This window comes from Cupriavidus alkaliphilus, assembly GCF_900094595.1.
Lineage (GTDB): Bacteria > Pseudomonadota > Gammaproteobacteria > Burkholderiales > Burkholderiaceae > Cupriavidus > Cupriavidus alkaliphilus.
In genome coordinates this window covers 70,482-93,828 of the sequence record NZ_FMAD01000010.1, presented here as the reverse complement: position 1 = coordinate 93,828, position 23,347 = coordinate 70,482, and the positions used below count along the sequence as shown (strand labels likewise).

The 23,347-nt window shown below is 68.2% G+C and carries 24 protein-coding genes; 15 read left to right on the top strand and 9 right to left on the bottom strand.

All coding sequences use genetic code 11. The features are described from left to right. Nucleotides 1-10: 10 nt before the first annotated feature. From GA0116996_RS20520 to GA0116996_RS20495, 6 genes are all read left to right on the top strand, one after another. A complete protein-coding gene (locus GA0116996_RS20520; protein WP_092315284.1) occupies nucleotides 11-1,213 on the top strand; it encodes a DUF4382 domain-containing protein in 1,203 nt (400 codons plus the stop codon). A 141-nt stretch (nucleotides 1,214-1,354) separates the two neighbouring features. Next, a complete protein-coding gene (locus tag GA0116996_RS20515; protein ID WP_092315282.1) occupies nucleotides 1,355-2,278 on the top strand; it encodes a DUF72 domain-containing protein in 924 nt (307 codons plus the stop codon). 22 nt (nucleotides 2,279-2,300) lie between these two features. Then, the gene (gene dbpA / locus GA0116996_RS20510; protein ID WP_092315280.1) at nucleotides 2,301-3,722 is read left to right on the top strand and encodes an ATP-dependent RNA helicase DbpA; all 1,422 of its coding nucleotides are present in this window, start codon (nucleotides 2,301-2,303) and stop codon (nucleotides 3,720-3,722) included. 157 nt (nucleotides 3,723-3,879) lie between these two features. After that, nucleotides 3,880-4,320 (top strand): CBS domain-containing protein, encoded by a 441-nt coding sequence (locus GA0116996_RS20505; RefSeq protein ID WP_092315278.1) that lies wholly within the window; start codon nucleotides 3,880-3,882, stop codon nucleotides 4,318-4,320. 345 nt (nucleotides 4,321-4,665) lie between these two features. Beyond that, complete coding sequence (locus tag GA0116996_RS20500) at nucleotides 4,666-6,156, top strand: MDR family MFS transporter (RefSeq protein WP_092315276.1); 1,491 nt, start codon at nucleotides 4,666-4,668, stop codon at nucleotides 6,154-6,156. Nucleotides 6,157-6,248: 92 nt separating this feature from the next. Further along, a complete protein-coding gene (locus GA0116996_RS20495) occupies nucleotides 6,249-6,869 on the top strand; it encodes a glutathione peroxidase (protein WP_092315274.1) in 621 nt (206 codons plus the stop codon). Between the two features lie 25 nt (nucleotides 6,870-6,894). On the opposite strand, the gene gstA is transcribed toward GA0116996_RS20495, so the two are convergent. From gstA to GA0116996_RS20480, 3 genes are all read right to left on the bottom strand, one after another. After that, a complete protein-coding gene (gstA, locus tag GA0116996_RS20490; RefSeq protein WP_092315272.1) occupies nucleotides 6,895-7,521 on the bottom strand; it encodes a glutathione transferase GstA in 627 nt (208 codons plus the stop codon). A 138-nt stretch (nucleotides 7,522-7,659) separates the two neighbouring features. Beyond that, nucleotides 7,660-8,388: a maleate cis-trans isomerase family protein gene (locus GA0116996_RS20485; protein ID WP_018314317.1), complete on the bottom strand. Its 729-nt coding sequence runs from the start codon at nucleotides 8,386-8,388 to the stop codon at nucleotides 7,660-7,662. Between the two features lie 97 nt (nucleotides 8,389-8,485). Next, complete coding sequence (locus tag GA0116996_RS20480; RefSeq protein WP_092315270.1) at nucleotides 8,486-9,784, bottom strand: MFS transporter; 1,299 nt, start codon at nucleotides 9,782-9,784, stop codon at nucleotides 8,486-8,488. Nucleotides 9,785-9,972: 188 nt separating this feature from the next. Here GA0116996_RS20480 and GA0116996_RS20475 point away from each other — a divergent pair, with 188 nt between their 5' ends. The 3 genes from GA0116996_RS20475 to GA0116996_RS20465 all read left to right on the top strand — a co-directional run bounded on the left by GA0116996_RS20475 (nucleotide 9,973) and on the right by GA0116996_RS20465 (nucleotide 13,024). After that, nucleotides 9,973-10,692, top strand: coding sequence for a GntR family transcriptional regulator (locus GA0116996_RS20475; protein WP_181925741.1), 720 nt, complete (start codon nucleotides 9,973-9,975; stop codon nucleotides 10,690-10,692). A gap of 34 nt (nucleotides 10,693-10,726) precedes the next feature. Then, nucleotides 10,727-11,575 (top strand): fumarylacetoacetate hydrolase family protein, encoded by an 849-nt coding sequence (locus GA0116996_RS20470; RefSeq protein ID WP_092315266.1) that lies wholly within the window; start codon nucleotides 10,727-10,729, stop codon nucleotides 11,573-11,575. A gap of 204 nt (nucleotides 11,576-11,779) precedes the next feature. Beyond that, entirely contained in the window at nucleotides 11,780-13,024 is a 1,245-nt protein-coding gene (locus tag GA0116996_RS20465; protein WP_092315264.1) for a M20 aminoacylase family protein, read from the top strand. 30 nt (nucleotides 13,025-13,054) lie between these two features. On the opposite strand, the gene GA0116996_RS20460 is transcribed toward GA0116996_RS20465, so the two are convergent. Further along, the gene (locus GA0116996_RS20460) at nucleotides 13,055-13,927 is read right to left on the bottom strand and encodes an AraC family transcriptional regulator (protein WP_208601263.1); all 873 of its coding nucleotides are present in this window, start codon (nucleotides 13,925-13,927) and stop codon (nucleotides 13,055-13,057) included. Nucleotides 13,928-14,055: 128 nt separating this feature from the next. Here GA0116996_RS20460 and GA0116996_RS20455 point away from each other — a divergent pair, with 128 nt between their 5' ends. Continuing rightward, a complete protein-coding gene (locus tag GA0116996_RS20455) occupies nucleotides 14,056-15,315 on the top strand; it encodes an MFS transporter (RefSeq protein ID WP_244159928.1) in 1,260 nt (419 codons plus the stop codon). Between the two features lie 23 nt (nucleotides 15,316-15,338). Here the strand turns inward: GA0116996_RS20455 and GA0116996_RS20450 are convergent, their stop codons facing one another. Then, a complete protein-coding gene (locus GA0116996_RS20450) occupies nucleotides 15,339-15,890 on the bottom strand; it encodes a MarR family winged helix-turn-helix transcriptional regulator (RefSeq protein WP_092315262.1) in 552 nt (183 codons plus the stop codon). 94 nt (nucleotides 15,891-15,984) lie between these two features. Here GA0116996_RS20450 and GA0116996_RS20445 point away from each other — a divergent pair, with 94 nt between their 5' ends. From GA0116996_RS20445 to GA0116996_RS20435, 3 genes are all read left to right on the top strand, one after another. Then, a complete protein-coding gene (locus GA0116996_RS20445; protein ID WP_092315552.1) occupies nucleotides 15,985-16,902 on the top strand; it encodes an EamA family transporter in 918 nt (305 codons plus the stop codon). An 87-nt stretch (nucleotides 16,903-16,989) separates the two neighbouring features. After that, complete coding sequence (locus tag GA0116996_RS20440) at nucleotides 16,990-17,256, top strand: hypothetical protein (protein ID WP_092315260.1); 267 nt, start codon at nucleotides 16,990-16,992, stop codon at nucleotides 17,254-17,256. 99 nt (nucleotides 17,257-17,355) lie between these two features. After that, nucleotides 17,356-18,345 carry a Bug family tripartite tricarboxylate transporter substrate binding protein gene (locus tag GA0116996_RS20435; protein ID WP_092315258.1) on the top strand — a complete coding sequence of 330 codons (990 nt, stop codon included), beginning with the start codon at nucleotides 17,356-17,358 and terminating at the stop codon, nucleotides 18,343-18,345. A 32-nt stretch (nucleotides 18,346-18,377) separates the two neighbouring features. On the opposite strand, the gene GA0116996_RS20430 is transcribed toward GA0116996_RS20435, so the two are convergent. Continuing rightward, the gene (locus tag GA0116996_RS20430; protein ID WP_092315256.1) at nucleotides 18,378-19,058 is read right to left on the bottom strand and encodes a response regulator transcription factor; all 681 of its coding nucleotides are present in this window, start codon (nucleotides 19,056-19,058) and stop codon (nucleotides 18,378-18,380) included. Between the two features lie 231 nt (nucleotides 19,059-19,289). Here GA0116996_RS20430 and GA0116996_RS20425 point away from each other — a divergent pair, with 231 nt between their 5' ends. Then, nucleotides 19,290-20,018, top strand: coding sequence for a response regulator transcription factor (locus tag GA0116996_RS20425; RefSeq protein WP_092315550.1), 729 nt, complete (start codon nucleotides 19,290-19,292; stop codon nucleotides 20,016-20,018). Then, the gene (locus tag GA0116996_RS20420) at nucleotides 20,015-20,773 is read left to right on the top strand and encodes a sensor histidine kinase (protein WP_092315254.1); all 759 of its coding nucleotides are present in this window, start codon (nucleotides 20,015-20,017) and stop codon (nucleotides 20,771-20,773) included. Before GA0116996_RS20425 ends, GA0116996_RS20420 begins: the two co-directional genes overlap by 4 nt. A gap of 51 nt (nucleotides 20,774-20,824) precedes the next feature. On the opposite strand, the gene GA0116996_RS20415 is transcribed toward GA0116996_RS20420, so the two are convergent. From GA0116996_RS20415 to minD, 3 genes are all read right to left on the bottom strand, one after another. Next, nucleotides 20,825-21,904, bottom strand: coding sequence for a porin (locus GA0116996_RS20415; protein WP_092315252.1), 1,080 nt, complete (start codon nucleotides 21,902-21,904; stop codon nucleotides 20,825-20,827). A 333-nt stretch (nucleotides 21,905-22,237) separates the two neighbouring features. Beyond that, nucleotides 22,238-22,492 carry a cell division topological specificity factor MinE gene (minE, locus tag GA0116996_RS20410; protein ID WP_012351386.1) on the bottom strand — a complete coding sequence of 85 codons (255 nt, stop codon included), beginning with the start codon at nucleotides 22,490-22,492 and terminating at the stop codon, nucleotides 22,238-22,240. A 21-nt stretch (nucleotides 22,493-22,513) separates the two neighbouring features. Continuing rightward, complete coding sequence (minD, locus tag GA0116996_RS20405) at nucleotides 22,514-23,329, bottom strand: septum site-determining protein MinD (RefSeq protein WP_018006695.1); 816 nt, start codon at nucleotides 23,327-23,329, stop codon at nucleotides 22,514-22,516. Nucleotides 23,330-23,347: the final 18 nt, after the last annotated feature.

Genomic DNA, 23,347 nt, shown 5'->3' with positions numbered 1-23,347 from the left:
AGAAACTACCGTGTCAGTCCTTTCTAATACTTCTGCTCCGTTGCGCCTGCTGGCCCTGAGCGGCGTGCTTGCGCTGGCCGCTTGCGGCGGCGGCGGCGGCGACGACGGCCCCGGGCGCGGCACGCTGCAGGTATCGATGACCGATGCGCCGGCCTGCGGTTTCAACAATGTCTTCGTGACCGTCAACAAGGTGCGCGTGCACAGCAGCGCCAGCGCCGAGGCCAGCGCCGGGGGCTGGGTCGATATCGACGTCGTGCCCGCGCGCAGGATCGACCTGCTGTCGCTGACCAACGGCGTGATGACGGTGCTGGGCCAGACCGCACTGCCGGCCGGTGATTACCAGCAGGTGCGCCTGGTGCTGGATGCCAACCGCGGCAGCGGTGCCTCGGCCCTGGCCAATTCGGTGGTGCCCGTGGGTGGCGCCGAGCAGCCGCTCGACACGCCCAGCGCGGTGCAGTCGGGCATCAAGATCAATCGTCCGTTCACGGTGGCGCGCGACACGCTGACCGACCTGGTGCTGGACTTCGACGCGTGCAAGTCGGTGGTGACGCGCGGCAATGGCACCTATGGCCTGAAGCCGGTGGTGACCGCGATCCCGATGACCGTCAGCGGCGAAGTCAACGGCGTGGTCGCCGCGGCCCCGGGTGCGCGCGTCTATGCCGAGCGCAATGGCGTGGTGGTGAAGTCGACCGTGGCGGATGCCAACGGCAGCTTCCGCCTGTCGCCGATCGAGCAAAGCAGCACGGCCGGTCCGGTCGACGTGGTGGTGGTGCCGGGTGCGGCCAACGCCAAGGCGGCGGGCATCGTGCGCGGCGTGCCGGTGGTGGTGGGCACGCCCACGGCGATCTCGACCGCCGCGGCGCCGATGACGCTGCCGGCATCGACCTATCGCCGCGTCTCGGGCGTGGTGGCGCCGGCTTCGGCCGAAGCCACGCTGCGCGCGCTGCAGCTGGTCAACGGCGGCACCTTTGAAATCGCCGCGACCGCGGCGGCCAGCGATACCGGCGCCTACAGCCTGTTTGCGACCGAGCCCGCGCTGCCGGTGGCCGCGCCGGTGATCGGCACCTACCAGGCCGCGCTGCCGATCCCGCTGTCGCCGGATGGCGCTGCGGCAGGCAAGTACAGCATCCAGGCCACCAGCATCACCGGTGCCGTGCAGACGCAGCCCGCGGACGTCAACATCGCGGACGTGCTGCTCAATTTCTCGTTCTGAACCCGGGGGATCGGGGAGCGGGCCGGAAGGGGGCATTGCCCTCTTCCGGTTTTTTCATGGGCGCTCGGTTTAGCGACGCCCTCACCCGCCTGGCTCGGATTCCCGCTAGACTGCCAGTCTCGCGATTCGGGAGACCGCGCCATGCCAGCACGCCCCGCGGCGAAGGCCGCATCCACGCCTGCCGCACCCGCTGCGGCCGCAGCCAGGCCCAGATCGGGCACGCCATCGCGCAAGGCCGCCACGGCGGCCGGGCTGGTGCGCGTCGGCATCGGCGGCTGGAATTACGCACCGTGGCGCGACAACTTCTATCCCGCCAAACTGCCGCAGGCGCGCGAACTGGCCTACGCCAGCCGACACCTCAGCGCGATCGAAATCAACAGCACGTACCACGGCACGCAGAAGCGCACGTCGTTTGCCAAATGGCGCGACGAGACCCCCGATGACTTCGTCTTTGCGGTAAAGGCCTCGCGTTTTGCCACCAATCGCCGCGTGCTGGCGGAGTCAGGCGATTCGATCGCGCGCTTTATCGACAGCGGCATTGCCGAGCTGGGCCGCAAGCTGGGGCCGGTGGTGTGGCAGTTCGCGCCGACCAAGCAGTTCGATGCGGACGACTTCGAGGCCTTCCTGCAATTGCTGCCGGCATCCGTGGAAGGCGTGACGCTGCGCCACGTGCTGGAGGTGCGCCACGACAGCTTCCGCTCGCCCGATTACCTGAAGCTCGCCCGGAAATACAAGGCCGCCACGGTCTTTACGGATTCGCCCAGGTTTCCGTCGATGGCGGACCTGACCGCCGATTTTGTCTACGCGCGGCTGATGGAAAGCAGCGAGAAGCTGAAGACCGGCTATGGTCCGAAGGCGCTCGACCAATGGGCCGCACGCGCGCGGGCGTGGGCGCAGGGCGCGCAGCCGGAAGACCTGCCGATGCTCGAAGACCGCCAGCCCGCGGCACGCAAGCGCGAGGTCTTTCTCTTTTTCATCAACGGTGCCAAGGAACGCGCGCCGGCCGCCGCGCAGGCGTTGCTGGAGCGGCTGGGCTGGACGCCGCCGGCTGATGCGGATGCCTGACGCCGGATCGCTATAATCCCGCATGAACTCGACCCCTGTGCAAGCACACCCGCAGCCGCAAGCCGGCGCCGCTTTCTCCACCCTGCCCTTGTCGCCCGCCATGCTCGCCACGCTGGCGCAGCTGGGCTATGACGAAATGACGCCGATCCAGGCGGCCAGCCTGCCGATCACATTGGCGGGGCATGACCTGGTGGCGCAGGCCAAGACCGGCAGCGGCAAGACCGCGGCGTTCGGGCTGGCGCTGCTGCACCGGCTCGATCCGCGCCGCTTCGACGTGCAGGCCATGGTGCTGTGCCCTACGCGCGAACTGGCCGACCAGGTCACGCAGGAAATCCGCCGCCTGGCGCGCGCCGAAGAGAACGTCAAGGTGCTGACGCTGTGCGGGGGCTCGCCGATGCGCCCGCAGGTCGACAGCCTGATCCACGGTGCGCATATCGTGGTGGGCACGCCGGGCCGCATCCTGGACCACCTCGACCGCGGCAGCCTGGACCTGTCGGCCATCAATACGCTGGTGCTGGACGAGGCCGACCGCATGCTCGACATGGGTTTCTTCGACGATATCGCCTATGTGGTCAGCCGGTGCCCGAAGGAGCGCCAGACGCTGCTGTTTTCCGCGACTTACCCGCCCGGCATCGACAAGCTCAGCCATCGCTTCCTGCGCAATCCACAGTCGCTCAAGCTGGAAGCCACGCATGACAACAGCACCATCCGCCAGCGCTTCTACGAGGTGGACGAGAGCGAGCGCCTGAACGCCGTGGGGCGGCTGCTGGACCACTTCCGCCCGGCCAGCACGCTGGCCTTCTGCAATACCAAGGCGCGCTGCCGCGACCTGGTGGAGCTGCTGCGCGCGCAGGGCTACCAGGCGCTGGCGCTGCACGGCGAACTGGAGCAGCGCGAGCGCGACCAGGTGCTGGTGCAGTTTGCCAACCGCAGCTGTTCGGTGCTGGTGGCCACCGACGTGGCCGCGCGCGGGCTCGATATCGCGCAGCTCGAGGCGGTCATCAATGTCGAGATCACGCCCGATCCGGAGGTGCATGTGCACCGCATCGGCCGCACCGGCCGTGCGGACCAGGAGGGCTGGGCCTTCAGCCTGGTGAGCATGGACGAGATGGGCCGCGTGGGCAACCTGGAGCAGCACCACGGCGGCGAATTCGAATGGCATCCGCTGGCCGAGCTGACCCCCGCCAGCGCCGAGCGCCTGCTGCCGCCGATGGTGACGCTGCAGATGCTGGGCGGCCGCAAGGAGAAGATCCGTCCCGGCGACATCCTGGGCGCGCTGACCGGCGAGGCAGGCTTTGCCAAGGAGCAGATCGGCAAGATCAATGTGCTGGAAATGTCGACCTATATCGCCGTGGAACGCAGCATCGGGCGCGAGGCGGTGAAGCGGCTCAACGCCGGCAAGGTCAAGGGCAAGAAGGTGAAGGTGCGGATGCTGACCGAGTAGTTGGGGTGTCGCCAGCAGTGCGAGCGTCACACCCTTGCTTACAAAGATTAGCGTAAGTCACCCTGTAAGCCCGCGCATTCCTTTGCTACTCTGGTTCCATTGGCAGCAAGCCAGGTAGCGCCAGCCGCATGTTTTCTCGACGGAAAAGGAGTTGGTGATGAAAACCGCACGCCAGGTTCTGGAGTCCAAGCCGAGTCAGGCCATCTACAGCATTCCCCCCACGGCGTCCGTGTACGCCGCGCTGCAGCTGATGGCCGAGAAGGGCATCGGTGCGCTGCTGGTCATCGAGCATGGCGAGATCAAGGGCATCCTCAGCGAGCGCGACTACGCGCGCAAGGTGATCCTGATGCAGCGCACCTCGCGCGAGACGCTGGTGCGCGACATCATGACCAATGCGGTCATCTACGTCAGCGCCAACCAGACCACCGACGAATGCATGGCGCTGATGACCCGGCACCGGCTGCGCCACCTGCCGGTGATGCAGGGCGACGAGCTGATCGGCATGCTGTCGATCGGCGACCTGGTCAAGGACATCATCTCGGAACAGCAGTTCATCATCGAGCAGCTGGAGCATTACATCACCGGCGGCGGGCATTAAGCCCGCAGTGTGGCCGGTGGACTGGTCGCGCCCGTTTTCCGTATCAACGGATAAGCGCGACCGCCACCGGCGCCTGCATCGCCTGGCAGGCCGGCCCACGCTGGCCGCAAGCACGATATTCGCTGGCCGCATATAATTATGCGTTCGCTGAATTAGGCCATCCGCCCCGGCTTCACGCCTCCCCCGCGCGGTTCCCGGCCGATATTCCCCGCATTTGACGTTGCTTTCGCCGCACATGGCTGCGGCTTGTGCTTGCCCATGTCTTCGCCCGCTTCCGCCGCACCCGCAGTTTCGCCTGGCTCCGCCAACACCAACGCCCTGCCCGTCCATGATCACCGCGCCGTCATGCGCGTGATTGGCGGCATCGTGCTGTGCATCCTGCTGGCCGCGCTCGACCAGACCGTGGTGATCCCGGCGGTGCCGGCAATTGCCAATGACCTGAACGGCTTCGGCCACCTGTCGTGGATCGTCACGGCCTACCTGATCGTGTCGACGGTGACGACGCCGTTGTACGGCAAGCTGTCGGACAGCTTCGGGCGGCGGCGCCTGCTGATGGTGGCGATCACGCTGTTTATCGGTGCCTCGGTAGCGTGCGCGCTGGCGCAGACACTGGGCCAGCTGATCCTGTTCCGCGCTTTGCAGGGCGTGGGCGGCGGCGGGCTGATGTCGCTGGCGCAGGCCGCCATCGCCGACGTGGTGGCGCCGCGCCAGCGCGGGCGCTACCAGGGCTACCTGGCCACGGTATGGGCGGTGGCGTCGATCGCCGGGCCGCTGGTGGGCGGCTGGGTCTCTGACCACATGTCGTGGCGCTGGCTGTTCTGGGTCAACGTGCCGCTGGGGCTGCTGGCGATGTTCATGTGCTACCGCGGCCTGGCCATGCTGCCCGCGCGCGGCGGGCGCGCGCGCGTGGACTGGCTGGGCGCGCTGCTGCTGGCGGTGGCCATCGTCGCCTTCCTGCTGGCAATGAGCTGGGGCGGCGATGTCTACGACTGGCTCTCGCCCGAGCTGGGCGCCCTGCTGCTGGCCGCGGTCGCGGCCGTGCTGCTGCTGACCTGGCAGGAACGCCGCGCGGCCGACCCGATGCTGCCGCCGCGCCTGTTCGCCAACCGGGCCTATGTGCTGGGCGTGGCCGCGTCGGCGCTGGCCGCGCTCGACATCTTCCTGTGCATCTTCGCCCTGCCCCTGCACTTCCAGCTGGTGCGCGGCGCCGATGCGTCGACCTCGGGCCTGCTGGTGATGCCGTTCCTGCTGGCGACGGTGGCGGGCAACTTCATCGTCGCGTGGCTGGCGCCGCGCGTGGGCCGCATGCGCGGCATCCTGACCGCGGGCTATATCGCCGGCGCGCTGGGCCTGATCGTGCTGGCGCTGGTGACTCCGGCCGTGCCGCTGGCGGTGGTGCTGGCGGCGATGACGCTGGCCGGCGTGGGCCTGGGCATCACCATGGTGGCGACGCTGATGAGCGTGCAGAACGCGCTGGAGCGCCGCGATACCGGCGCCGGCACCGGCGCGCTGCTGGTGCTGCGTTCGCTCGGCAGCGCGCTTGGCGGCGCCCTGGCCGGCACGCTGCTGACGCTGGAATTCCGTCAGGCGCTGGCGGCTTCCGGGGTCACGCAGGCGCTGGACCTGGGCGCGCTGCGCCATGGCAGCGAGGCCTTCGCGCAGCTGTCGCCGTCGGTGCGCGCCGTGCTGGCCGGCGGCGTGGAGTCCGGCTTCCACCTGATCTTTGCGGTGGGCGCCGCGGCGGCGGTGCTGGCGCTGCTGATCGTGCGCCGCATGCCGGACGTGGAACTGCGCAGCAGCGTCACCGAGCACGCCGCCACCCTGGCGATGGACTGACCGGACGGAAAGCGGGCCGCATCCGGCCGGCCGCCATCGGCGTAAACTACGCGTACCCGAACCAGCGAGCCGACCACCGGAGCCCCGTCGCCATGAGCCGTCGCCCCCTGCCTTTCCGCCTGTCCGTTCCCCTGGCTGCCGCCTTCACCCTGGCAGCCGCCAGCGCGGCCCTGTTGCCGGCACCGCTGCGCGCAGCCGACAAGCCTGCCACGCCCGTCGCCGCTGGCACCTGCCCGGCATCGCTCAATTTCACCTTCCCGCGCCTGCAGGACGATGCGCCGCAGAACCTGTGCCAGTACGCGGGCAAGGTGGTGCTGGTGGTCAATACCGCGAGCTATTGCGGTTTCACGCCGCAGTACGAAGGGCTCGAGGCGCTGTACGCGAAGTACAACGCGCGCGGCCTGGTGGTGCTGGGCTTCCCGTCCAACGACTTCTCGCAGGAGCCGGGCTCGCAGAAAGAGATCGCGGACTTCTGCTACAACACCTACGGCGTCAAGTTCCCGATGCTGGGCAAATCGCATGTGCGCGGCAGCGAGGCCAACCCGATGTACGCGCTGCTGGCCAAGCAGACCGGCACCGCGCCGAAATGGAACTTCTACAAATACCTGATCGGCCGCGACGGCAAGGTGGTGGCCAGCTACGGCAGCCGCACCGCGCCGGACGACAAGGAACTGGTGGCGAGGATCGAATCGCTGCTCGCCGCGCCGCGCTGAGCAGCGATCCGCCGCGCGGCCGGGCTTAGTCGCGCACCAGCCCTTCGGCTCGCATCGCTTCCTGCACCGCGGGCCGCGCCGCAACCCGCGACAGGTATTGCTGCAGCGCCGGGTAGTCATTGAGCGGCAGCTTCAGGATGCGGGCCCAGCCGACGATGGTGAAGCAGTACGCATCGGCCACCGTAAAGGTGTCGCCGGTCAGGTACTGGCGGGTTTGCAGGTGCTGGTCGAATTCAGCGAAGCGGCGCTGCAGCCTGGCTTTGCATTCGTCCTGCGTGCTTTGCGCGGTTTCCTTGTGCCACAGCCAGGGGCTGAACACCTTGTGCAATTCGGTCGAGACCAGCGTGATCCAGCCGGTGGCTTCGAGGCGCTCGCGGGTGCCGGCCGCAGGCAGCAGCTTGCGTTCGGGAACGAGGTCGGCGATGTACTGCAGCAGCGACGCCACCTCGGTGTGGCGCGAGCCGTCGTCCAGCTGCAGCAGCGGCACGTAGCCGCGCGGGTTGATGGTGTAGTAGTCGTCGGTGTCGTTCTCGGGCACGGCCAGCTTGTGGGTGTGCAGGTCGACCCTGGCCAGCGTGACCGGCAGGCCGGCTTCGCGCAGGGCGATATGGACGGCCATCGAGCAGACGCCCGGAGTGTAGTAGAGCTTCATCGCGATCCTGTGGTGGTTGCCTGGCCGCCACGCCATGCGGCGGCCGTGCAGGCAGTCTAGGATCGGGCCCCTTATGCAGCAATGCGCGTCCTTGCGGACGCGCATTGCAGATCTGCACAGGACGATGGCTGTCCCGGCTTACTCGACTTCGCGGAACAGGCGGCCCCAGCCGCGCAGCTCGCGCGTATCCACGCCGCACAGGCGCAGCGACTTCCATACCACCGTCGAGATCGTGTCGTACAGCGGGATGCCGGTTTCGGCTTCCAGTTCTTCGGCCAGGTGCGCGGCGCGCAGGTTGGTGCAGAACGTGGTAATGGCCTGCGGCTGGTGCTGCGCCAGGCCGCGCACCATCTCGCGGATGGTGTCTTCCTCGACCTCGGCGAAGCTGTAGTTCACGTGCAGGTCCAGGTGGCTCTCCGCCACGCAATGGAAGCCGCTGCGCTCATAGTTGGCGATGATGCGCTGCTGCACGTCGTCCAGGTACGGTGTGGCCAGGCCGAAGTTGCGCGCGCCGGTCTTTTCCAGGATCTCGTTGAGCGCCAGCACCGAGGTGGTGGCCGGGATGCCGGTGGCTTCGGTGATCTGTTTGCACAGCGCTTCGTCCTTGTCGAAGCCGAGCCAGCCGGAAGAGGTCCCGTTCCACGCGATGACATCGACGCGCGCGTCGGCCAGCAGGCTGGCCGCGGCCAGGATCTTGTCGAGGTTGAACTGGCCCAGGGCCTGGTCGCGCAGCGAGATCTCGGTAACGGTGAAGCGCGAGAAATGGGCGCTGACATTGGGCAGGCCGGCCACCATCGCGCTGGTGATGGGTTCGAGCGCGGTGTTGGAAGACGGCGTCAGCATGCCGAGTCGGATTTGCTTGGTCATTGTGGTTCTGTCTCAGGAGTGAGTGCGGGCGCCGGGACGTTGCCGGCGCCTGTCGCGGGTTTGTTGGTCTTGCGGAACTCGGTGATCCGACGGGTCTTCAGACCGGGATCTTAGTCTCGTAGTCGATCGCGGTGGAAGCCAGCAGCAGGCCCACGCCGGCCGCGGCGAAGAACATCAGCGCCAGGAAGTACGAGCCGGTGAACTGCACGATCATGCCGACGATGATCGGCACCGAGATGCCGCCGATATTGCCGCCCAGGTTCATCACGCCGCCCAGGAAGCCGACCTTGTTGCGCGTGCCCAGCATCGACGGCACGCACCAGAACAGGCCGCACCAGCGCAGGAAGAACAGCGTGGAAGACAGCAGCACGACCACCACCACCGGGTCGGTGACGTAGGCCACCGAGAAGATCGACGCCGTCGCCACCACCGCGGCGATGCCGAACAGCGTGCGCATCACCACGTTGGGCCGGCCGCCGGCTTCCTTCCATTTGTCGGCGATCCAGCCGCCGATCAGTTCGCCGACGAAGCCGCTGAAGAAGATGATGAAGCTGGCGCCGCCCATCTGCTTGATGTCGAAGCCGTGCACCTTGTTCAGGTAGTTGGGCATCCAGGTCAGCAGGCCGTAGAACACGGTGTTGAAGCACATCCAGCCGATCGCCATGCACCACACCGAGCGGTACTTGAAGAAGTCGAGCGAGCGGCCCGACAGGTTGGCCGGCTCGGCGCGGTGCTCATTGGCCAGGGCTTCCTCGATGTAGCGCGCTTCCAGTTCGTTGACGCCGCGGTGCTCGCGCGGGGAGTTGCGCACGTAGTACCAGGCCACTATGCCGGCCAGCACCGTGCCGACGCCGGCGACGATATAGGCCAGCCGCCACGAGTCCAGCGCGGCGATCAGCCAGGTAATGATGATCGCGCCCAGGGCCGCGCCCAGCGGGGCGCCGCCGTCCAGCAGCGTGGCGCCGCGGCCGCGCTCGTTCTGCGTCATCCAGATCGCATTGAGCTTGCCGCCGGCCGGGTAGATCGGCGCCTCGGCGGCGCCCAGGCCCAGGCGCGTCAGCAGCAGCTGCGTGGCGTTGGTGGTAAATGCCGCCACGGCCTGGGCAATGCCCCAGAACACGGTGGCGCACGCGATCACGATGCGCGGCTTGTACTTGTCGGCCAGCATGCCGCCCGGCACCTGCATCAGTGCGTAGGTCCAGAAGAAGGAACTGAGGATCAGGCCCTGCATGGCGGGGCTGAGGTCGAACTCCTTGGCGATCAGCGGCATGGCCACCGACAGCGAGGCGCGATCAATGTAGTTGATCGCGATGAGAAACAGCATCATCAAAAAAATCTTCCAGCGCACCGAGGTTTTGGCCTCGGTCAGCGCTGTTGCCCGCGTTGTCGTCTGCATGACGGCGTCTCCTGTTTTCGTCCTTTGGTTGAGGCAGTTCTGATGGGTGTCGCGCAACAGGCCGGAGTATAGGATACGTAATCTGTAATTACTACGCGTGTAAGTCATTGATTTTACGATGTTGCGAATGCACAATTTCGGGGTGTGGTAGCCTTGCTGTGGTGCATTTCCCCATTTTGGTGACGTCTGTGACACAAACGCTTTCCCCTTCCGCGCGCCTGCGCACGCTTGGCATGTCGGCCGAAATCGCCGCGCGGCTGCGCACCATGATCGAAGAGGGCGAACTGCCGCCCGGCGCGCGCATCGACGAACGGGCCTTCTGCGAGACCTTCGATGTGTCCAAGACGCCGCTGCGCGAGGCGCTGAAGGTGCTGGTGTCCGAGGGGCTGGTGCTGCACCGGCAGTACATCGGCTACCGCGTGGCGCCGCTGGACCTGGAAGAACTGCGCGCCACCTTCGAAACCCTGCACGGGCTGGAGGCGCTGGCGGGGGAACTGGCGGCGCAGCGTCTGGGCGCGGCCGCGATGGCCAAGCTGGAGCGGCGCCACCAGGCCATGATCGACGCCCATGCCGCTGGCCGGCGCACCGACTATTTCCGCATCAACCAGGAGATCCACCAGCTCATCATCGACGGCGCCGCCAACCCGGTGCTGGCCAGCGTCTACGCCTCGCTGATGAGCAAGGTGCACCGGGCCCGCGGCGCCGCCAACGCCGATACCCTGCGCTGGCAGGAGTCGCACGAGGAACACGAGGCCATCATGGCCGCGCTGCGCGAACCCGGCCGGCCGCGGCTGGCCCAGGTGCTGCGCAGCCATTCCGAGAACACCGCCCGGGAAGTGCTGACCGTGGTGGCGCAAACGCTGGCCGAGGGCCACGCGCGCAACGGCGCGCTCAAGCAATCCGCCTGAACCCCTTCCAAGAACACACCACCCCACGACGACGATGAAACTGGTTCGAGTAGGCAATCCCGGCGCCGAGCGCCCTGGCATGATCGATGAGGCAGGCCGCGTGCGCGACCTGTCCGGCGTGATCCCCGATGTCGATGCGGCGCAGCTGGCGCCGGCCGCGCTGGATGCGCTGGCGCAGATCGACCCGCAGACCCTGCCTGTCATCGAAGGCGCGCGTTTTGGCGTGCCCTGGACCGGACTCGGCAAGATCGTCGCGATTGGCCTGAACTATGCCGACCACGCTGCCGAAGCCGGCATGCCGCTGCCGGCCGAGCCGATCGTGTTCCTGAAGGCCAACAGCTCGCTCAATGGCCCCAACGACGCGGTGATGCTGCCGTTCGGCTCGCACAAGACCGACTGGGAAGTGGAGCTTGGCGTGGTCATCGGCACCACCGCGCGCAACGTCTCGCGCGAACTGGCGCTGGAGCACGTGGCCGGCTACTGCGTGGTCAACGATGTCTCGGAGCGCGAGTTCCAGATCGAGCGCGGCGGCACCTGGGACAAGGGCAAGGGCTGCGACACCTTCTGCCCGGCCGGCCCGTGGCTGGTAACGCGCGACGAAGTGGCGGATCCGCAGGCGCTGGGGCTGTGGCTGGAGGTCAACGGCGAGCGCGTGCAGCAGGGCACCACCGCCACCATGGTGTTCGACGTGGCCACGCTGGTGAGCTATGTCAGCCGCTTCATGACGCTGCTGCCGGGCGACCTGATCGCGACCGGCACGCCGCCCGGCGTCGGCATGGGCTGCAAGCCGCCGCGCTTCCTGAAGGCCGGCGACACCATGCGTCTGGGCGTGGACGGGCTGGGCGAGCAATCGCAGCGGGTCGTGGCCTACGGCGAGCGGTGACCGCGGCCGCCGGAAGGGTTCCCCATCGATACGCTTTCATACAAAGCGTTTGGTTTTCACACAAAGCGTACGATTAGGGCAACAGTTCCGGCGCACAAAGCGGCCGGATTACATGGTTTTACAGGAAATCCGGGGCCTGACGTTTCGCTCGCCTTTTCTGCGTGAAATACTGGTTATACAGGTTTCGCCAGAGAGCAAAACGTCATGTCCGAGCACGCCCCCGAAATCGAGTCTTACCTCGGCGCCACTCTTCAGTCCCCCGCCTCATCGCTGAAGCACCGATACTGCGCGCTGGCCGATACCCTCGACAGCCGCGCCGAGCTCGAAGCCATCCGGCGCAATATCCACCAGCATCCCGAACTTGCCTTCGAAGAGGTCCGCACCGCCGGCCTGGTCGCCACCTTGCTCGAAGGGTGGGGCTACGCGGTCACGCGCGGCGTGGGCGGCACCGGGGTGGTGGGTACGCTGCGCTGTGGTGAGAGCGGCCATAGCGTGGGCATCCGCGCCGACATGGACGCCTTGCCGATCCATGAGCGCACCGCGCTGCCATACGCCAGCGCCAATGCCGGTCGCATGCACGCCTGCGGCCACGACGGCCACACCGCGATCCTGCTTGGCGCGGCCCGGCAACTGGCGCGCACGCGCAATTTCAACGGCACCGTGCACCTGATCTTCCAGCCGGCCGAGGAAATCGGCGCTGGCGGCGGCGCCGAGCGCATGCTTGCCGACGGGCTGTTCGAGCGCTTTCCGTGCGATGCCATCTTCGGCCTGCATAACCATCCGGGCGTGGAGCAGGGCACATTCCTGTTCCGCGCGGGCCCGTTCATGGCCGCGTGCGACACCGTCACCATCACCATCCGCGGCAAGGGCGGCCACGCCGCGCGGCCGCACCAGTCGGTCGACCCGATCCTGGTGGCGGGCAGCCTGGTGATGGCGCTGCAGTCGGTGGTGTCGCGCTATGTCGACCCCAACGAAACCGCGGTGGTCACGATCGGCACGCTGCACGCCGGCCACGCGCCCAATGTGATCCCCGACCACGCGCGCATGGAGCTCAGCGTGCGCTCGTTCAGCCCCGAGGTGCGGGCCGCGCTGGAGCACCGCATCCGCCAGCTCGCCACCTCGCACGCCGAAGGCTATGGCGCGGTGGCCGAGATCGATTACGTGCGCGGCTACCCGGTGCTGGTCAACAGCGAGCGCGAGACCGAGTTCGCGCGCCAGGTGGCCGAGGAACTGGTCGGCGGCGGCAAGGTGGTGGACCACGCCGCGCGCATCGCCGGCAGCGAGGACTTTGCCTACTTCCTGCAGCAGCGTCCCGGCTGCTTCGTGCGCCTGGGCAACGGCGCCAACCAGCCGCTGCTGCACAACGCCGGCTATGACTTCAACGACGACAACCTGACCGTTGGCGCCGCTTACTGGACGCGGCTGGTGGAGCGCTACCTGGGCAACTGAGCACGGCTTGCGCCTCGCGCCCGCATTGCCCTAGCGGAAGAACGCGCTCGGCGGCACGCCGAACTGGCGCCGGAACATGGTGGCGAACGCGCTCGGGCTGTCATAGCCCAGGTCCAGCGCCACATCCACCACCTTGCTGCCGGCCGCCAGTTTTTCCAGCGCGGCCAGCAGGCGCGCCTGCTGGCGCCATTGGCCGAAGGTCATGCCGGTTTCGCGCGCAAAGCGGCGCTGGATGGTCTTGGGATCCAGCCCCAGCCGCGCGCCCCAGTCCGCCAGCGTCAGCGCGGTGTCGGGCGCGCCGGCGATGGCGTCGCAGATCTGCCGAAGGCTGGCATCGGCCGGGCGCGGCAGGTGCAGCGGCAGCGACGGCACCAGCATCACTTCATCGAGCAGCAGCCGCATCAGCCGCGCGTCACGCGTGTCGGGCGCGTAGGGCAGGGCAATCTCCACCGCGGCCAGGATCAGTTCGCGCAGCAGCGGCGAGATGCCCAGCACGGTGCAGCGCTGCGGCAGGTCCGGCGCGGCATCGGGGCGGATATAGGCGGTGCGCATCTGCACCCGGCCCACCATGCGGATCCAATGCGTGGTGCCGCCCGGCATCCACATGCCGCGCGTGGGCGGCACGATCCACTGGCCATCGGCCGTAGCCACCACCATCACGCCGTGCACCGCGTGGATCAGCTGCGCGTGCGGATGCTGGTGCGGCTGGGTCATGTGGCCGGGCAGGTAGTCGGCGGCCATCGCGGTGACCGGCAGCGGGCTGCGGTCGAAGCGGAAATAGGGCGGCGGATCGGCGTAGGTATCGCCCAGCGCCAGGGTCTCGGGCGTGGGATCGGGCAGCGGCTGCCGGGATCGGCGGCTGGTGGGTGCCGCGGCGGGAAGAGGGCGGGGGGCGCGCGCCATGTCCTTTTCTCCAAGGTTGCGGACCTATTCTCGCAGGACAGGCGTGGGCGCGCCAGCTAGCATCGGTGCTCAGATCCTTTCCCGGCCGGCGCCCCCGCTGGCCGCTTTCCGTTTGTCGAGAGCCGCCAATGAGCACAACCATCGACTCCGCGCCGGCTGGCGCAGCCCCCGCGACCCCATCCCTGGCCCCGTCCCTTTCTGCGTCACCGCAGGCGGAACGCACCGGTTTCCGCGTGCTGTCGGCCATCAGCTTCGCCCATTTCCTCAACGACATGATCCAGTCGCTGATCCTGGCGATCTATCCGATGCTGAAGGGCGGCTTCAACCTGAGCTTCACCCAGATCGGGCTGCTGACCATGACCTACCAGATCACGGCGTCGCTGCTGCAGCCGGTGGTGGGCCTGTACACCGACAAGCATCCCAAGCCGCATTCGCTGGCGGTGGCGATGGCCTTTACGCTGGCCGGCCTGCTGCTGCTGTCGGTCGCGCCTACCTATGGTGTGCTGGTGGTGGCCGCGGCGCTGGTCGGCACCGGCTCGTCGATCTTCCACCCCGAGTCGTCGCGCGTGGCGCGCATGGCGTCGGGCGGCCAGCACGGGCTGGCACAGTCGATCTTCCAGGTGGGCGGCAACGGCGGCAGCGCCATGGGCCCGCTGCTGGCCGCGCTGATCGTGCACCAGCAGGCCAGCCTGGCGTGGTTCTCGCTGGCGGCGCTGGTGGGCATCGTGGTGCTGTGGCGCATCGGCGGCTGGTACGCGCGCCAGCTGGCGCAGGGCGCGCGCAAGCGCAAGGCGGCCGGCGCCACGGCCAGGCCGGTGGCCACGCGCGTGGTGGTGCGGGCCATGGTAGTGCTGATGGTGCTGGTGTTCTCCAAGTACTTCTACATGGCCAGCCTGACCTCGTACTACACCTTCTACCTGATGGAGCGCTTTTCGCTGGCGCGCCAGGACGCGCAGCTGCACCTGTTCCTGTTCCTGTTCGCGGTCGCCGCCGGCACCATCCTGGGCGGCCCGATCGGCGACCGCATCGGCCGCAAGCGCGTGATCTGGGCCTCGATCCTGGGCGTGGCGCCGTTCACGCTGCTGCTGCCGCACGTGGGCCTGTTCTGGACCACGGTGCTGACCTTCATCATCGGCTTTATCCTGGCCTCGGCGTTCTCGGCGATCCTGGTGTTCGCGCAGGAACTGATCCCCGGCAAGGTCGGCATGGTCTCGGGCCTGTTTTTCGGCTTTGCCTTCGGCATGGGTGGCATCGGCGCCGCGGTGCTGGGCGGCATGGCCGATACGCACGGCATCCGCGCGGTGTACGAGTACTGCGCCTACCTGCCGCTGCTGGGCTTGCTGACGGTGTTCCTGCCGGATCTGCGCGAGCGTCCGCAGCGCGCCTGAGGCGCCTCCGGCAAGCGCGGCGCTCAGTCGCCTGGCTTGCCTTCGCCGCCATCGCCCGCTGGCGGCTCGAACATGCGCAGCCAGCGGCGCAGCAGCGCGGCCAGCTGCGCGCGCTCGGTTGCGGTCAACCCTTCCAGCAGGCGGTGCTCGTTGGCCACGTGCAGCTCCACCGCGTGGTCGACGCGCTCGCGGCCGGCGTCGGTCAGCGCCACCAGCAGCCCGCGCCGGTCCTCCGGGTTGGGCTCGCGCCGCACCAGCCCGGCCCGCTCCAGGTGGTCGAGCCGGTTGGTCATGGTGCCCGAGGTGATCATCAGCGAGCCGATCAGCGCGCCCGGCGACAGCGCATAGGGCGGCCCGGCCCGCCGCAGCGTCGCGAGCACATCGAATTCCCATGGCTGCAGCCCGGTTGCGCCCAGCGCGGCCTCGATGGCCCGGCCGGTATGACGGTTGAGCCGGCCCAGCCGCCCCAGGATGCCCATCGGCGAGGCATCGAGATCGGGGCGTTCGCGCGCCCATTGGGCGAGGATGCCGTCGACATGGTCGGGTGGGTCTTCGGATTTGCGGCGGGCGGTCATCAGGGCAGGGCGGCAGAACGAAACGGATCGAAGTATCTTGACATCAATCGATCGCCTTCGTAAAGTGAATTATCTTGACGTCAAGAATATCGACATGAAGGCGAATGGCACTTCCACTTCCACTTCCGGCGCAGCCGGTCCGAGCCTGAAGGACATCCTGCTGACCGGCCTGGCCCCGGCGATCTGGGGCAGCACCTACCTTGTCACCAGCCAGTGGCTGCCACCGGGGCAGCCCTTGCTTTCCGGCGTGATCCGGGCACTGCCGGCCGGTCTGGCGATGCTTGCCTTCGGCAGGCAGTTGCCGCGGGGCGGCTGGTGGTGGCGCGCGGCGGTGCTGGGCGTGCTCAATATCGGCTTCTTCCAGGCGATGCTGTTTATCGCCGCCTACCGCCTGCCGGGCGGCGTGGCGGCCACGGTCGGCGCGATCCAGCCGCTGATCGTGGTGGTGCTGGCATGGGCCTGGCTGGGGGCGCGACCGCGTCCGGCCGCCTGGATGGCCGGCGCGGGCGGGCTGCTGGGCGTGGCGTTGCTGGTGCTCGGACCGGCCGCGCGGCTGGATGCCGTCGGGGTGGCGGCGGCGGCGGCGGGAGCGGTGTCGATGGCGGTGGGCACGGTGCTGACGCGCCACTGGCAGCCGCCGGTCTCGCCGCTGGTGCTGACGGCATGGCAGTTGTGCGCGGGCGGGCTGTTCCTGCTGCCGTTCGCGCTGGTGCTGGAACCGCTGCCTGGGCATTTCACGCTGGCCAACTGGCTCGGCTACGCGTGGCTCAGCGTTGTCGGCGCCGGCTTCAGCTACGCGCTGTGGTTCCGCGGGGTGGGGCGCATGCCGTCGGCGGCGGTGGCGGCGCTGGGCTTGCTCAGTCCGGTCAGCGCCACGGTGCTCGGCTTCCTGGTGCTGGGGCAGGCATTGACGGCGGTGCAGGCGGCGGGCGCGCTGCTGGTGCTGGGCAGCGTGTGGCTTGGCCAGCGCGCGGCCGCGCCCGCCACGGTGGCGCGCGCGCAGACGGCCTGATGTCATCCGCGAAGGGTGCTGCTGCCGGGCGGAATTTTGCGGCATCATGGCGGGCACTCAAGTCAGACGTGCCCGTTCCCGCCGACGATGCCAGCCGCCCCAGACCCTTCCGCCGCCCCCGCCACGCCGCCCTGCGAGCGCTGCCTGGCGCTGGCCGACGACCCGCGCCGGCGCGAGCCGCCGGCCTGCCTGGCGCTGCGGGGCACGGCCCCGGTAGTCACCCAGAGCGCCGCCGGGGTGCCGTACAGCATGCTGTCGTTCTGCTGCCGCGACTGCGGCACGGGCTGGCGGCTCTACGACCGCGCCAACGAGCTCTTTGTCTCGTGGGTGCCGGAGCGGCCGCTGGAGCGCTGAGCACGCCGCATGATCGGCTAAGATAGCGGCTGTTCCGCGCCGCGCCGGCCCATTGCCGCCGCGCGGCCGCTTCCGTCGAATCTCTCCCGCTTTCCCATCATGGCCATTCCCTTCCGCTCGTCGCTGCTGGCCGCAGCGTGCGCCTTCAGTGCCGCCGCTCTGGCCCCCGCCACGGCCGCCGCGGCCGACGCCTATCCCAGCCGCCCGATCCGCCTGATCGTCGCCTATCCCACCGGCGGCATCAGCGACACCGTCGCGCGTGCGCTCGGCGAGCGCCTGTCGGCGCAGATGGGTACCTCGGTGGTGGTCGAGAACAAGGCCGGCGCGGGCGGCAGCATCGGCATCGATGCGGTGGCCAAGGCCGCGCCGGACGGCTACACCCTTGGCTTCGCCGCGACCAGCCCGCTGACGCTGAATCCGCATGTGGGACGCGTCAACTACGATCCGCAGAAGGACGTGGCGCCGGTGATGAGCGTGATGTACTCGCCGGTGCTGGTTGTCGCGACTTCCGCCTTCAGCGGCAAGAGCTTTGCCGACGTGGTCGGCCAGGCCAGTGCCAGGCCTGGCTCGGTACGCTGGGCCACCTCGGGCCTGGGCACCGTCGGCCATGTGGTGCTGGAACAGGTCAAGCAGAAGTCGAAGTCCGACATCGTGCTGATTCCGTACAAGGGCGCGGGCCAGCAGATGAACGATGCGCTCGGCGGCCAGTTCGAGGTGATGAGCACCAACGCCAGCCCGGTGCTGAGCCAGCATATGCAGGCCGGCCGCCTGCGCGCGCTGGCGGTGGGCGCGCCGAAGCGCCTGGAGAGCCTGCCCGCCGTGCCGACGCTGGCCGAGCTGGGCTACCCCAAGGCCAACCTCACCTCCACCTTCGGCGTGTTCGCGCCGGGCAAGACGCCCGCGGCCATCATCAACCGCCTGAACGCCGAGCTGAACAAGGCGCTGGCCGAGCCGGAAGTCCATGAGCGCCTGCTCAAGGGCGGCGAAGTGCCGACCGGCGGCACGCCGGCGCAGTTTGCCAAGGCCATCCGCGAAGAGTCCGCGGAGAACGCCCGCATCGTCAGGGAAGCCGGCATCAAGGCTGACTGAATCACCAGCCGGGCGCCGGCACCGCGGCCGCGCTAGGCCGCATCGAGCCGGCTGCCCAGCCCGTACACCGACGACAGCCGCACGCCGTTGTGCGGCCACAGCGCCAGCTTGGTGCGCACGCGCGACAAGTGGCTGTCCACGGTGCGCGAGGCCGCGTCCATGTGATAGCGCCAGACCTGGTCGACCATGGTCTGGCGCAGCACCAGCGAACCCAGGTTGCGGAACAGCAGCACCGCCAGGTCGAATTCCTTCGGGGCCAGCAGCACCGGCTTGCCCTGCACCCACACCTGCCGCTCGGCGGTGGCAAAGCGGAACGGGCCGTGTTCCAGGTCGCAGTCGGCGCTGGCCGGCCGCGCTCGGCGCAGCAGCGCCAGCACGCGCGCGGCCAGTTCCGCGCTGCGCAGCGGCTTGGGTACGTAGCTGTCCGCGCCCTGCGCCAGGCAGGCGGCGACAAAGCCTTCTTCGTTCGAGGCCCCGGTCAGCATCACCGGCATCTCGTTGCCCAAGGTGCGGCGCACCCACGCCAGCACTTCCAGCGCCGGCAGGCCCGGCGTATCGCAATCCAGCATCAGCAGGTCGAACGACCTGCCGCGCAGCGCGCCGATCAGTGCGCGCCCGCTGAGGTAGCGCGTGCATTGGTGGCCGTTCAGGCGCAGGGTCTGTTCGATGCTGACGGCGAGGGTGGGGTCCGCCTGCAGCGCGGCGATCTTCACGGACGTGGCTCCTGTGCGCGGACGCACCGCAGTGCGCCGCCGGGGTGGACACAGCTCGACAAACAGGTTGCGTGGGCACGGGTCGGCCCGCAGCGAAGCCCATGGTAGGAGCGGCCCGCTGAGGCGAGAAGTAAAAGATTGTTGAAAGGCGAGATTGAGCGCTTTCCTATTCGGGCGGGCCGCGACACCGGATTAAATGTCCCGCTGATGGCCAGCTACGTCGGAGGCAACATGGGAAAGAAAACGGCATCGCGCATTGCATCGCTCGAGGACGCGCCCGCGGATGCGGCGCTGATCCGCCAGGTCGTCGCCAGCGCGGGATTCGAATGCGTCAGCTTCAGCGAAAGCCGGCGCCTGCTGCTGGCGCTGCGCGACGCCGGCTTCGACCTGCTGCTGCTGGACTGGCAGATGCCGGACCTGTCCGGCCGCGAGGTGCTGGCCTGGGTGCGCACCCACCTGGACCGGCGCATCCCGGTCATGTTCCTGAGCTGCCGCGATGCCGAGCACGATATCGTCAGCGCGCTCGCCGCGGGCGCCGATGACTACATGGTCAAGCCGATCCGCCCGGCCGAGCTGGCCGCGCGCATCGAATGCCTGCTGCGGCGCGCGTATCCCGCGCAGGCATCGCCGCACGCGCCGCTGCGCTTGGGCGACTACGCCTTCGACTGCGCCTTGCGCCGGGTCACCTGCAACGGGCAGCCGATCGGCCTGACGCCCAAGGAGTTCGATCTCGCCGTGCTGCTGTTCCGCCACGAAGGTCGCATCGTCACGCGCGACCACATCACCGCCGCGGTCTGGGGCCGCGAGATCTCGCCGATGTCGCGCACCATCGATACCCACGTATCGCGCGTGCGCAGCAAGCTGGGGCTGCAGGCCGAGCACGGCATGCGGCTGACCCCGGTCTATACGCATGGCTATCGGCTGGAGCGCGTGGCACATGCCGAGCGGGCCGCGGCATGACGGCGCGTCAGTTGCGCCTTGCGCTGGTTGCTGCGGCGTTGTGCCTGGGCGCCAGCCGGCTGGTGCGACGAAGCTGCGGCGCCCCTGCGGTGCCGGCGCCAGCAAGCGGCAGCAACGTGCGCGACCCGGCCGCCGTGCTGGACATGCTGCTGCATGTGCTGGGCCACGACCTGCGCCAGCCCAACGCGTCGCTGCTGGCGTGGCTGGCGCTGCGCCAGACCCGCTCGCAGGCCGATGCGGCGCTGATGGCGCAGGTGGGCGGCCATGCGCGCCGCTCGCTGCGCCATATCGACGACCTGAACCGGCTGCTGCGCGAAACCCGGCATGCCTACCGGATGCGGCGGATCGCCATGGAAACCCTGCTCGATGCAGTGCTGGACCGCGTCTGGTCCGAAGCCGGCGAGGCCGGGATCCGGCTGGAACGCCCGGCCGGGCGCCTGCCGCGCATCGGCGGCGACGCGGCGATGCTCGCCAGCACGCTGGAATGGCTGCTGGCCAGCGCCATCGGCGCGGCGGCGCCTGGCACGGCGTTGCGCACCGCGTGCCGGGGCCATGCCGGTGGCGTGGCGCTGTCGATCGTGTTCCAGCCCGATGACTCGGGCGCCGCGCAACTGGCCCGTCCCGGACCCGCGCTGCTGTGCGCGCAGCGCGTGGTGGCGCGCCATGGCGGGCTGCTGGTGCCGCTGCAGCCGATGCAGGGCGCTGCCGCGCAGGCCGGCTGGTACCTGTGGCTGCGGCGCCGGCCGCGCCCATGAAAAAAGGCACCCGAAGGTGCCTTTTGCCAGGAACTGCTGATCAGGTCCCGATCAGAAGATGTGGCGGATGCCCAGCGCAGCGCCGGTCTGGTTGTTGCGGCCAGGCATTTCGGTGGTGGTGCCGCCCGAAACCTTGTTGAAGTCAACCGTGCCGTAGACCTGGGTGCGCTTGGACAGCGAGTACTCGGCCAGCAGCACGCCGGTGTAGCGGCGGCCGTTGTTGTTGTTCACGCCGTTCTTGTTCTCGACGTAGTCGCCGTAGAACACGCCGGTCAGCGCCAGGGCCGGGGTGGCCTGGTAGGTCAGGCCGATGTAGCCGATGGTGTCCTTGCGCGGGTTGCTGGCGGCGCCGGCGGCGACCACGCCCGGTGCCGGAGCGGCAGCCGAGTTGTTCAGGAAGCCGTTGTCGATGACGCCGGTGCGGTCCTTGCCGCCGATGTAACCGACGAACAGCTTGGCCGGGCCAAAGGCGTACTTACCGGCAGCGCCCCACATTTGCTGCTTGTTGCCGTTGATATCGCGGACTTCCTGGTACACGCCGCCGATGCCGAACGGACCGAACGAGTAGGCGGCACGGGTGCCCCAGTACTGGTTCTGGCTCATGCTGCCCGGCTGCTCGCCGAAGCCGTAGCTGGCGCCGACCTCCAGGCCGCCGAACTTGCCGGCGTAGCTGACCACGTTGTTGTTGCGGAACTGGGTCAGGAAGAACGGCCAGGCGTTGTTGGTGTAGTTGCCGATGGTCAGCGGATCGTAGTCGCCGAAGAAGTTAAAGCCTTCGGTGTACTGGCGGCCCAGCTTGATCGTGCCAAAGTCGCCCGACAGGCCGACATACGCCTGACGGCCAAACAGGCTGTTGTTCTGGTTGGCGCGGCCGGTATCCGGGTCAAAGCCGCCTTCCAGCTGGAAGATCGCCTTCAGGTTGTTGCCCAGGGCTTCGCTGCCCTTCATACCCCAGCGGCTGTTGGTGATGGCGCCGTTGGTCAGTTCCCACGAGTTGTCATTGTTGGCGTTCGCGTTCGTCTGGAAGCGGATGCTCTGGTCGACGATACCGTACAGGGTGACGGAGGTTTGTGCGAAAGCCGAACCTGCCAACAGGCTGCCGGCTGCGAGGACGATGGCCGATTTCTTCATGGTGCTCCTTTTCTGTCTTGTACTGTGCCCTTCGCCGGATCACGGCGGGGATAAGGTCTACGTTTCGTGTAAACGCCGCGAAAATTTAACAAAACGTAAGGAACAAGGACACAAAACTCCTTGGAGCCGCGCTTTCAAGCAGGAAATTGGTGCAATTCCGTTGTCTGGCCGCTACAGAATTCTGCATTCGGGGGCTGCGGCAGCGATACAGCACGGCCTGGAAGCCGCGCGCTGGCGCGGCGGCGGGGCGCACGTGAGGGGTGCGAAGGTGGAAGCAGGGACGGGGCGGGGAGCCCCGAAGGTGCATGGACCCGGCGTTGCCGGGTCCTGTCCTCAGTGCTGCGGGATTTCGATCTTGACCTCGAGCACCTCGAGGTTGTCCTGGCGTTCCAGGCTGACGCGCAGGTCCTGGTCGCCGATCTTGACGTACTTGGAGATCACCGCCACCAGCTCGCGCTGCAGCGCGGGCAGGTAGTCGGCGGGGGCGGAATGGCCGGTGCGCTCATGCGCCAGAATGATCTGCAGCCGCTCCTTGGCGACCGACGCGGATTTCTTCTTCTCTCCCAGCAGGAAGGAAAGGATCGACATGGGGTGAGCCCTCCTTGACCGTTACTTGTTGCCGAAGATGCGCGAGAACAGCCCCGGCTTCTGGTAGTCGGTGAAGCGCATCGGCTTGTCCTTGCCGAGGAAGCGGTCCACCACGTCGCTGTAGGCGTCGGACACGTCGCTGCCTTCCAGGTGGATGGCGGGCGTGCCCTGGTTGGAGGCGTGCAGCACCGCTTCCGATTCCGGCACCACGCCGATCAGCTTGATGCGCAGGATTTCCTGGATGTCGGTCAGCGACAGCATCTCGCCGCCATGCACGCGCTTGGGGTTGTAGCGGGTGATCAGCAGGTGTTCCTTGATCGGCTCGCCGCCCTCGGTGGCACGCTTGGTCTTGGACGCCAGGATGCCGAGGATGCGGTCCGAATCGCGCACCGACGACACTTCCGGGTTGGTCACGATCAGCGCCTCGTCGGCGAAGTACATCGCCATCAGCGCACCCGATTCGATGCCGGCGGGCGAGTCGCAGACGATGTATTCGAAATCCATCTCGATCAGGCCGTCGATCACCTTCTCGACGCCCTCGCGCGTGAGCGCGTCCTTGTCGCGCGTCTGCGAGGCCGGCAGGATGAACAGGTTCTCGCACTTCTTGTCCTTGATCAGCGCCTGGCGCAGGTTGGCTTCGCCCTGCACCACGTTGATCAGGTCATACACCACGCGGCGTTCGCAACCCATGATCAGGTCGAGGTTGCGCAGGCCGACGTCGAAGTCGATCACGGCAGTCTTGTGGCCGCGCAGGGCCAGGCCGGCGGCAAAGCTGGCGCTGGTGGTGGTCTTGCCGACGCCTCCCTTGCCGGAGGTCACAACGATGATTTTTGCCATGGCTCTTTGGTCCAGTAA

Bases quoted from the DNA above. Each gene is read 5' to 3' on its own strand.
- GA0116996_RS20515 (WP_092315282.1), top strand. From the start codon at position 1,355: ATGCCAGCACGCCCCGCGGCGAAGGCCGCATCCACGCCTGCCGCACCC.
- dbpA (WP_092315280.1), top strand. From the start codon at position 2,301: ATGAACTCGACCCCTGTGCAAGCACACCCGCAGCCGCAAGCCGGCGCC.
- GA0116996_RS20505 (WP_092315278.1), top strand. From the start codon at position 3,880: ATGAAAACCGCACGCCAGGTTCTGGAGTCCAAGCCGAGTCAGGCCATC.
- GA0116996_RS20500 (WP_092315276.1), top strand. From the start codon at position 4,666: ATGCGCGTGATTGGCGGCATCGTGCTGTGCATCCTGCTGGCCGCGCTC.
- GA0116996_RS20495 (WP_092315274.1), top strand. From the start codon at position 6,249: ATGAGCCGTCGCCCCCTGCCTTTCCGCCTGTCCGTTCCCCTGGCTGCC.
- gstA (WP_092315272.1), bottom strand. From the start codon at position 7,521: ATGAAGCTCTACTACACTCCGGGCGTCTGCTCGATGGCCGTCCATATC.
- GA0116996_RS20485 (WP_018314317.1), bottom strand. From the start codon at position 8,388: ATGACCAAGCAAATCCGACTCGGCATGCTGACGCCGTCTTCCAACACC.
- GA0116996_RS20480 (WP_092315270.1), bottom strand. From the start codon at position 9,784: ATGCAGACGACAACGCGGGCAACAGCGCTGACCGAGGCCAAAACCTCG.
- GA0116996_RS20470 (WP_092315266.1), top strand. From the start codon at position 10,727: ATGAAACTGGTTCGAGTAGGCAATCCCGGCGCCGAGCGCCCTGGCATG.
- GA0116996_RS20465 (WP_092315264.1), top strand. From the start codon at position 11,780: ATGTCCGAGCACGCCCCCGAAATCGAGTCTTACCTCGGCGCCACTCTT.
- GA0116996_RS20460 (WP_208601263.1), bottom strand. From the start codon at position 13,927: ATGGCGCGCGCCCCCCGCCCTCTTCCCGCCGCGGCACCCACCAGCCGC.
- GA0116996_RS20455 (WP_244159928.1), top strand. From the start codon at position 14,056: ATGAGCACAACCATCGACTCCGCGCCGGCTGGCGCAGCCCCCGCGACC.
- GA0116996_RS20450 (WP_092315262.1), bottom strand. From the start codon at position 15,890: ATGACCGCCCGCCGCAAATCCGAAGACCCACCCGACCATGTCGACGGC.
- GA0116996_RS20445 (WP_092315552.1), top strand. From the start codon at position 15,985: ATGAAGGCGAATGGCACTTCCACTTCCACTTCCGGCGCAGCCGGTCCG.
- GA0116996_RS20440 (WP_092315260.1), top strand. From the start codon at position 16,990: ATGCCAGCCGCCCCAGACCCTTCCGCCGCCCCCGCCACGCCGCCCTGC.
- GA0116996_RS20435 (WP_092315258.1), top strand. From the start codon at position 17,356: ATGGCCATTCCCTTCCGCTCGTCGCTGCTGGCCGCAGCGTGCGCCTTC.
- GA0116996_RS20425 (WP_092315550.1), top strand. From the start codon at position 19,290: ATGGGAAAGAAAACGGCATCGCGCATTGCATCGCTCGAGGACGCGCCC.
- GA0116996_RS20420 (WP_092315254.1), top strand. From the start codon at position 20,015: ATGACGGCGCGTCAGTTGCGCCTTGCGCTGGTTGCTGCGGCGTTGTGC.
- GA0116996_RS20415 (WP_092315252.1), bottom strand. From the start codon at position 21,904: ATGAAGAAATCGGCCATCGTCCTCGCAGCCGGCAGCCTGTTGGCAGGT.
- minE (WP_012351386.1), bottom strand. From the start codon at position 22,492: ATGTCGATCCTTTCCTTCCTGCTGGGAGAGAAGAAGAAATCCGCGTCG.
- minD (WP_018006695.1), bottom strand. From the start codon at position 23,329: ATGGCAAAAATCATCGTTGTGACCTCCGGCAAGGGAGGCGTCGGCAAG.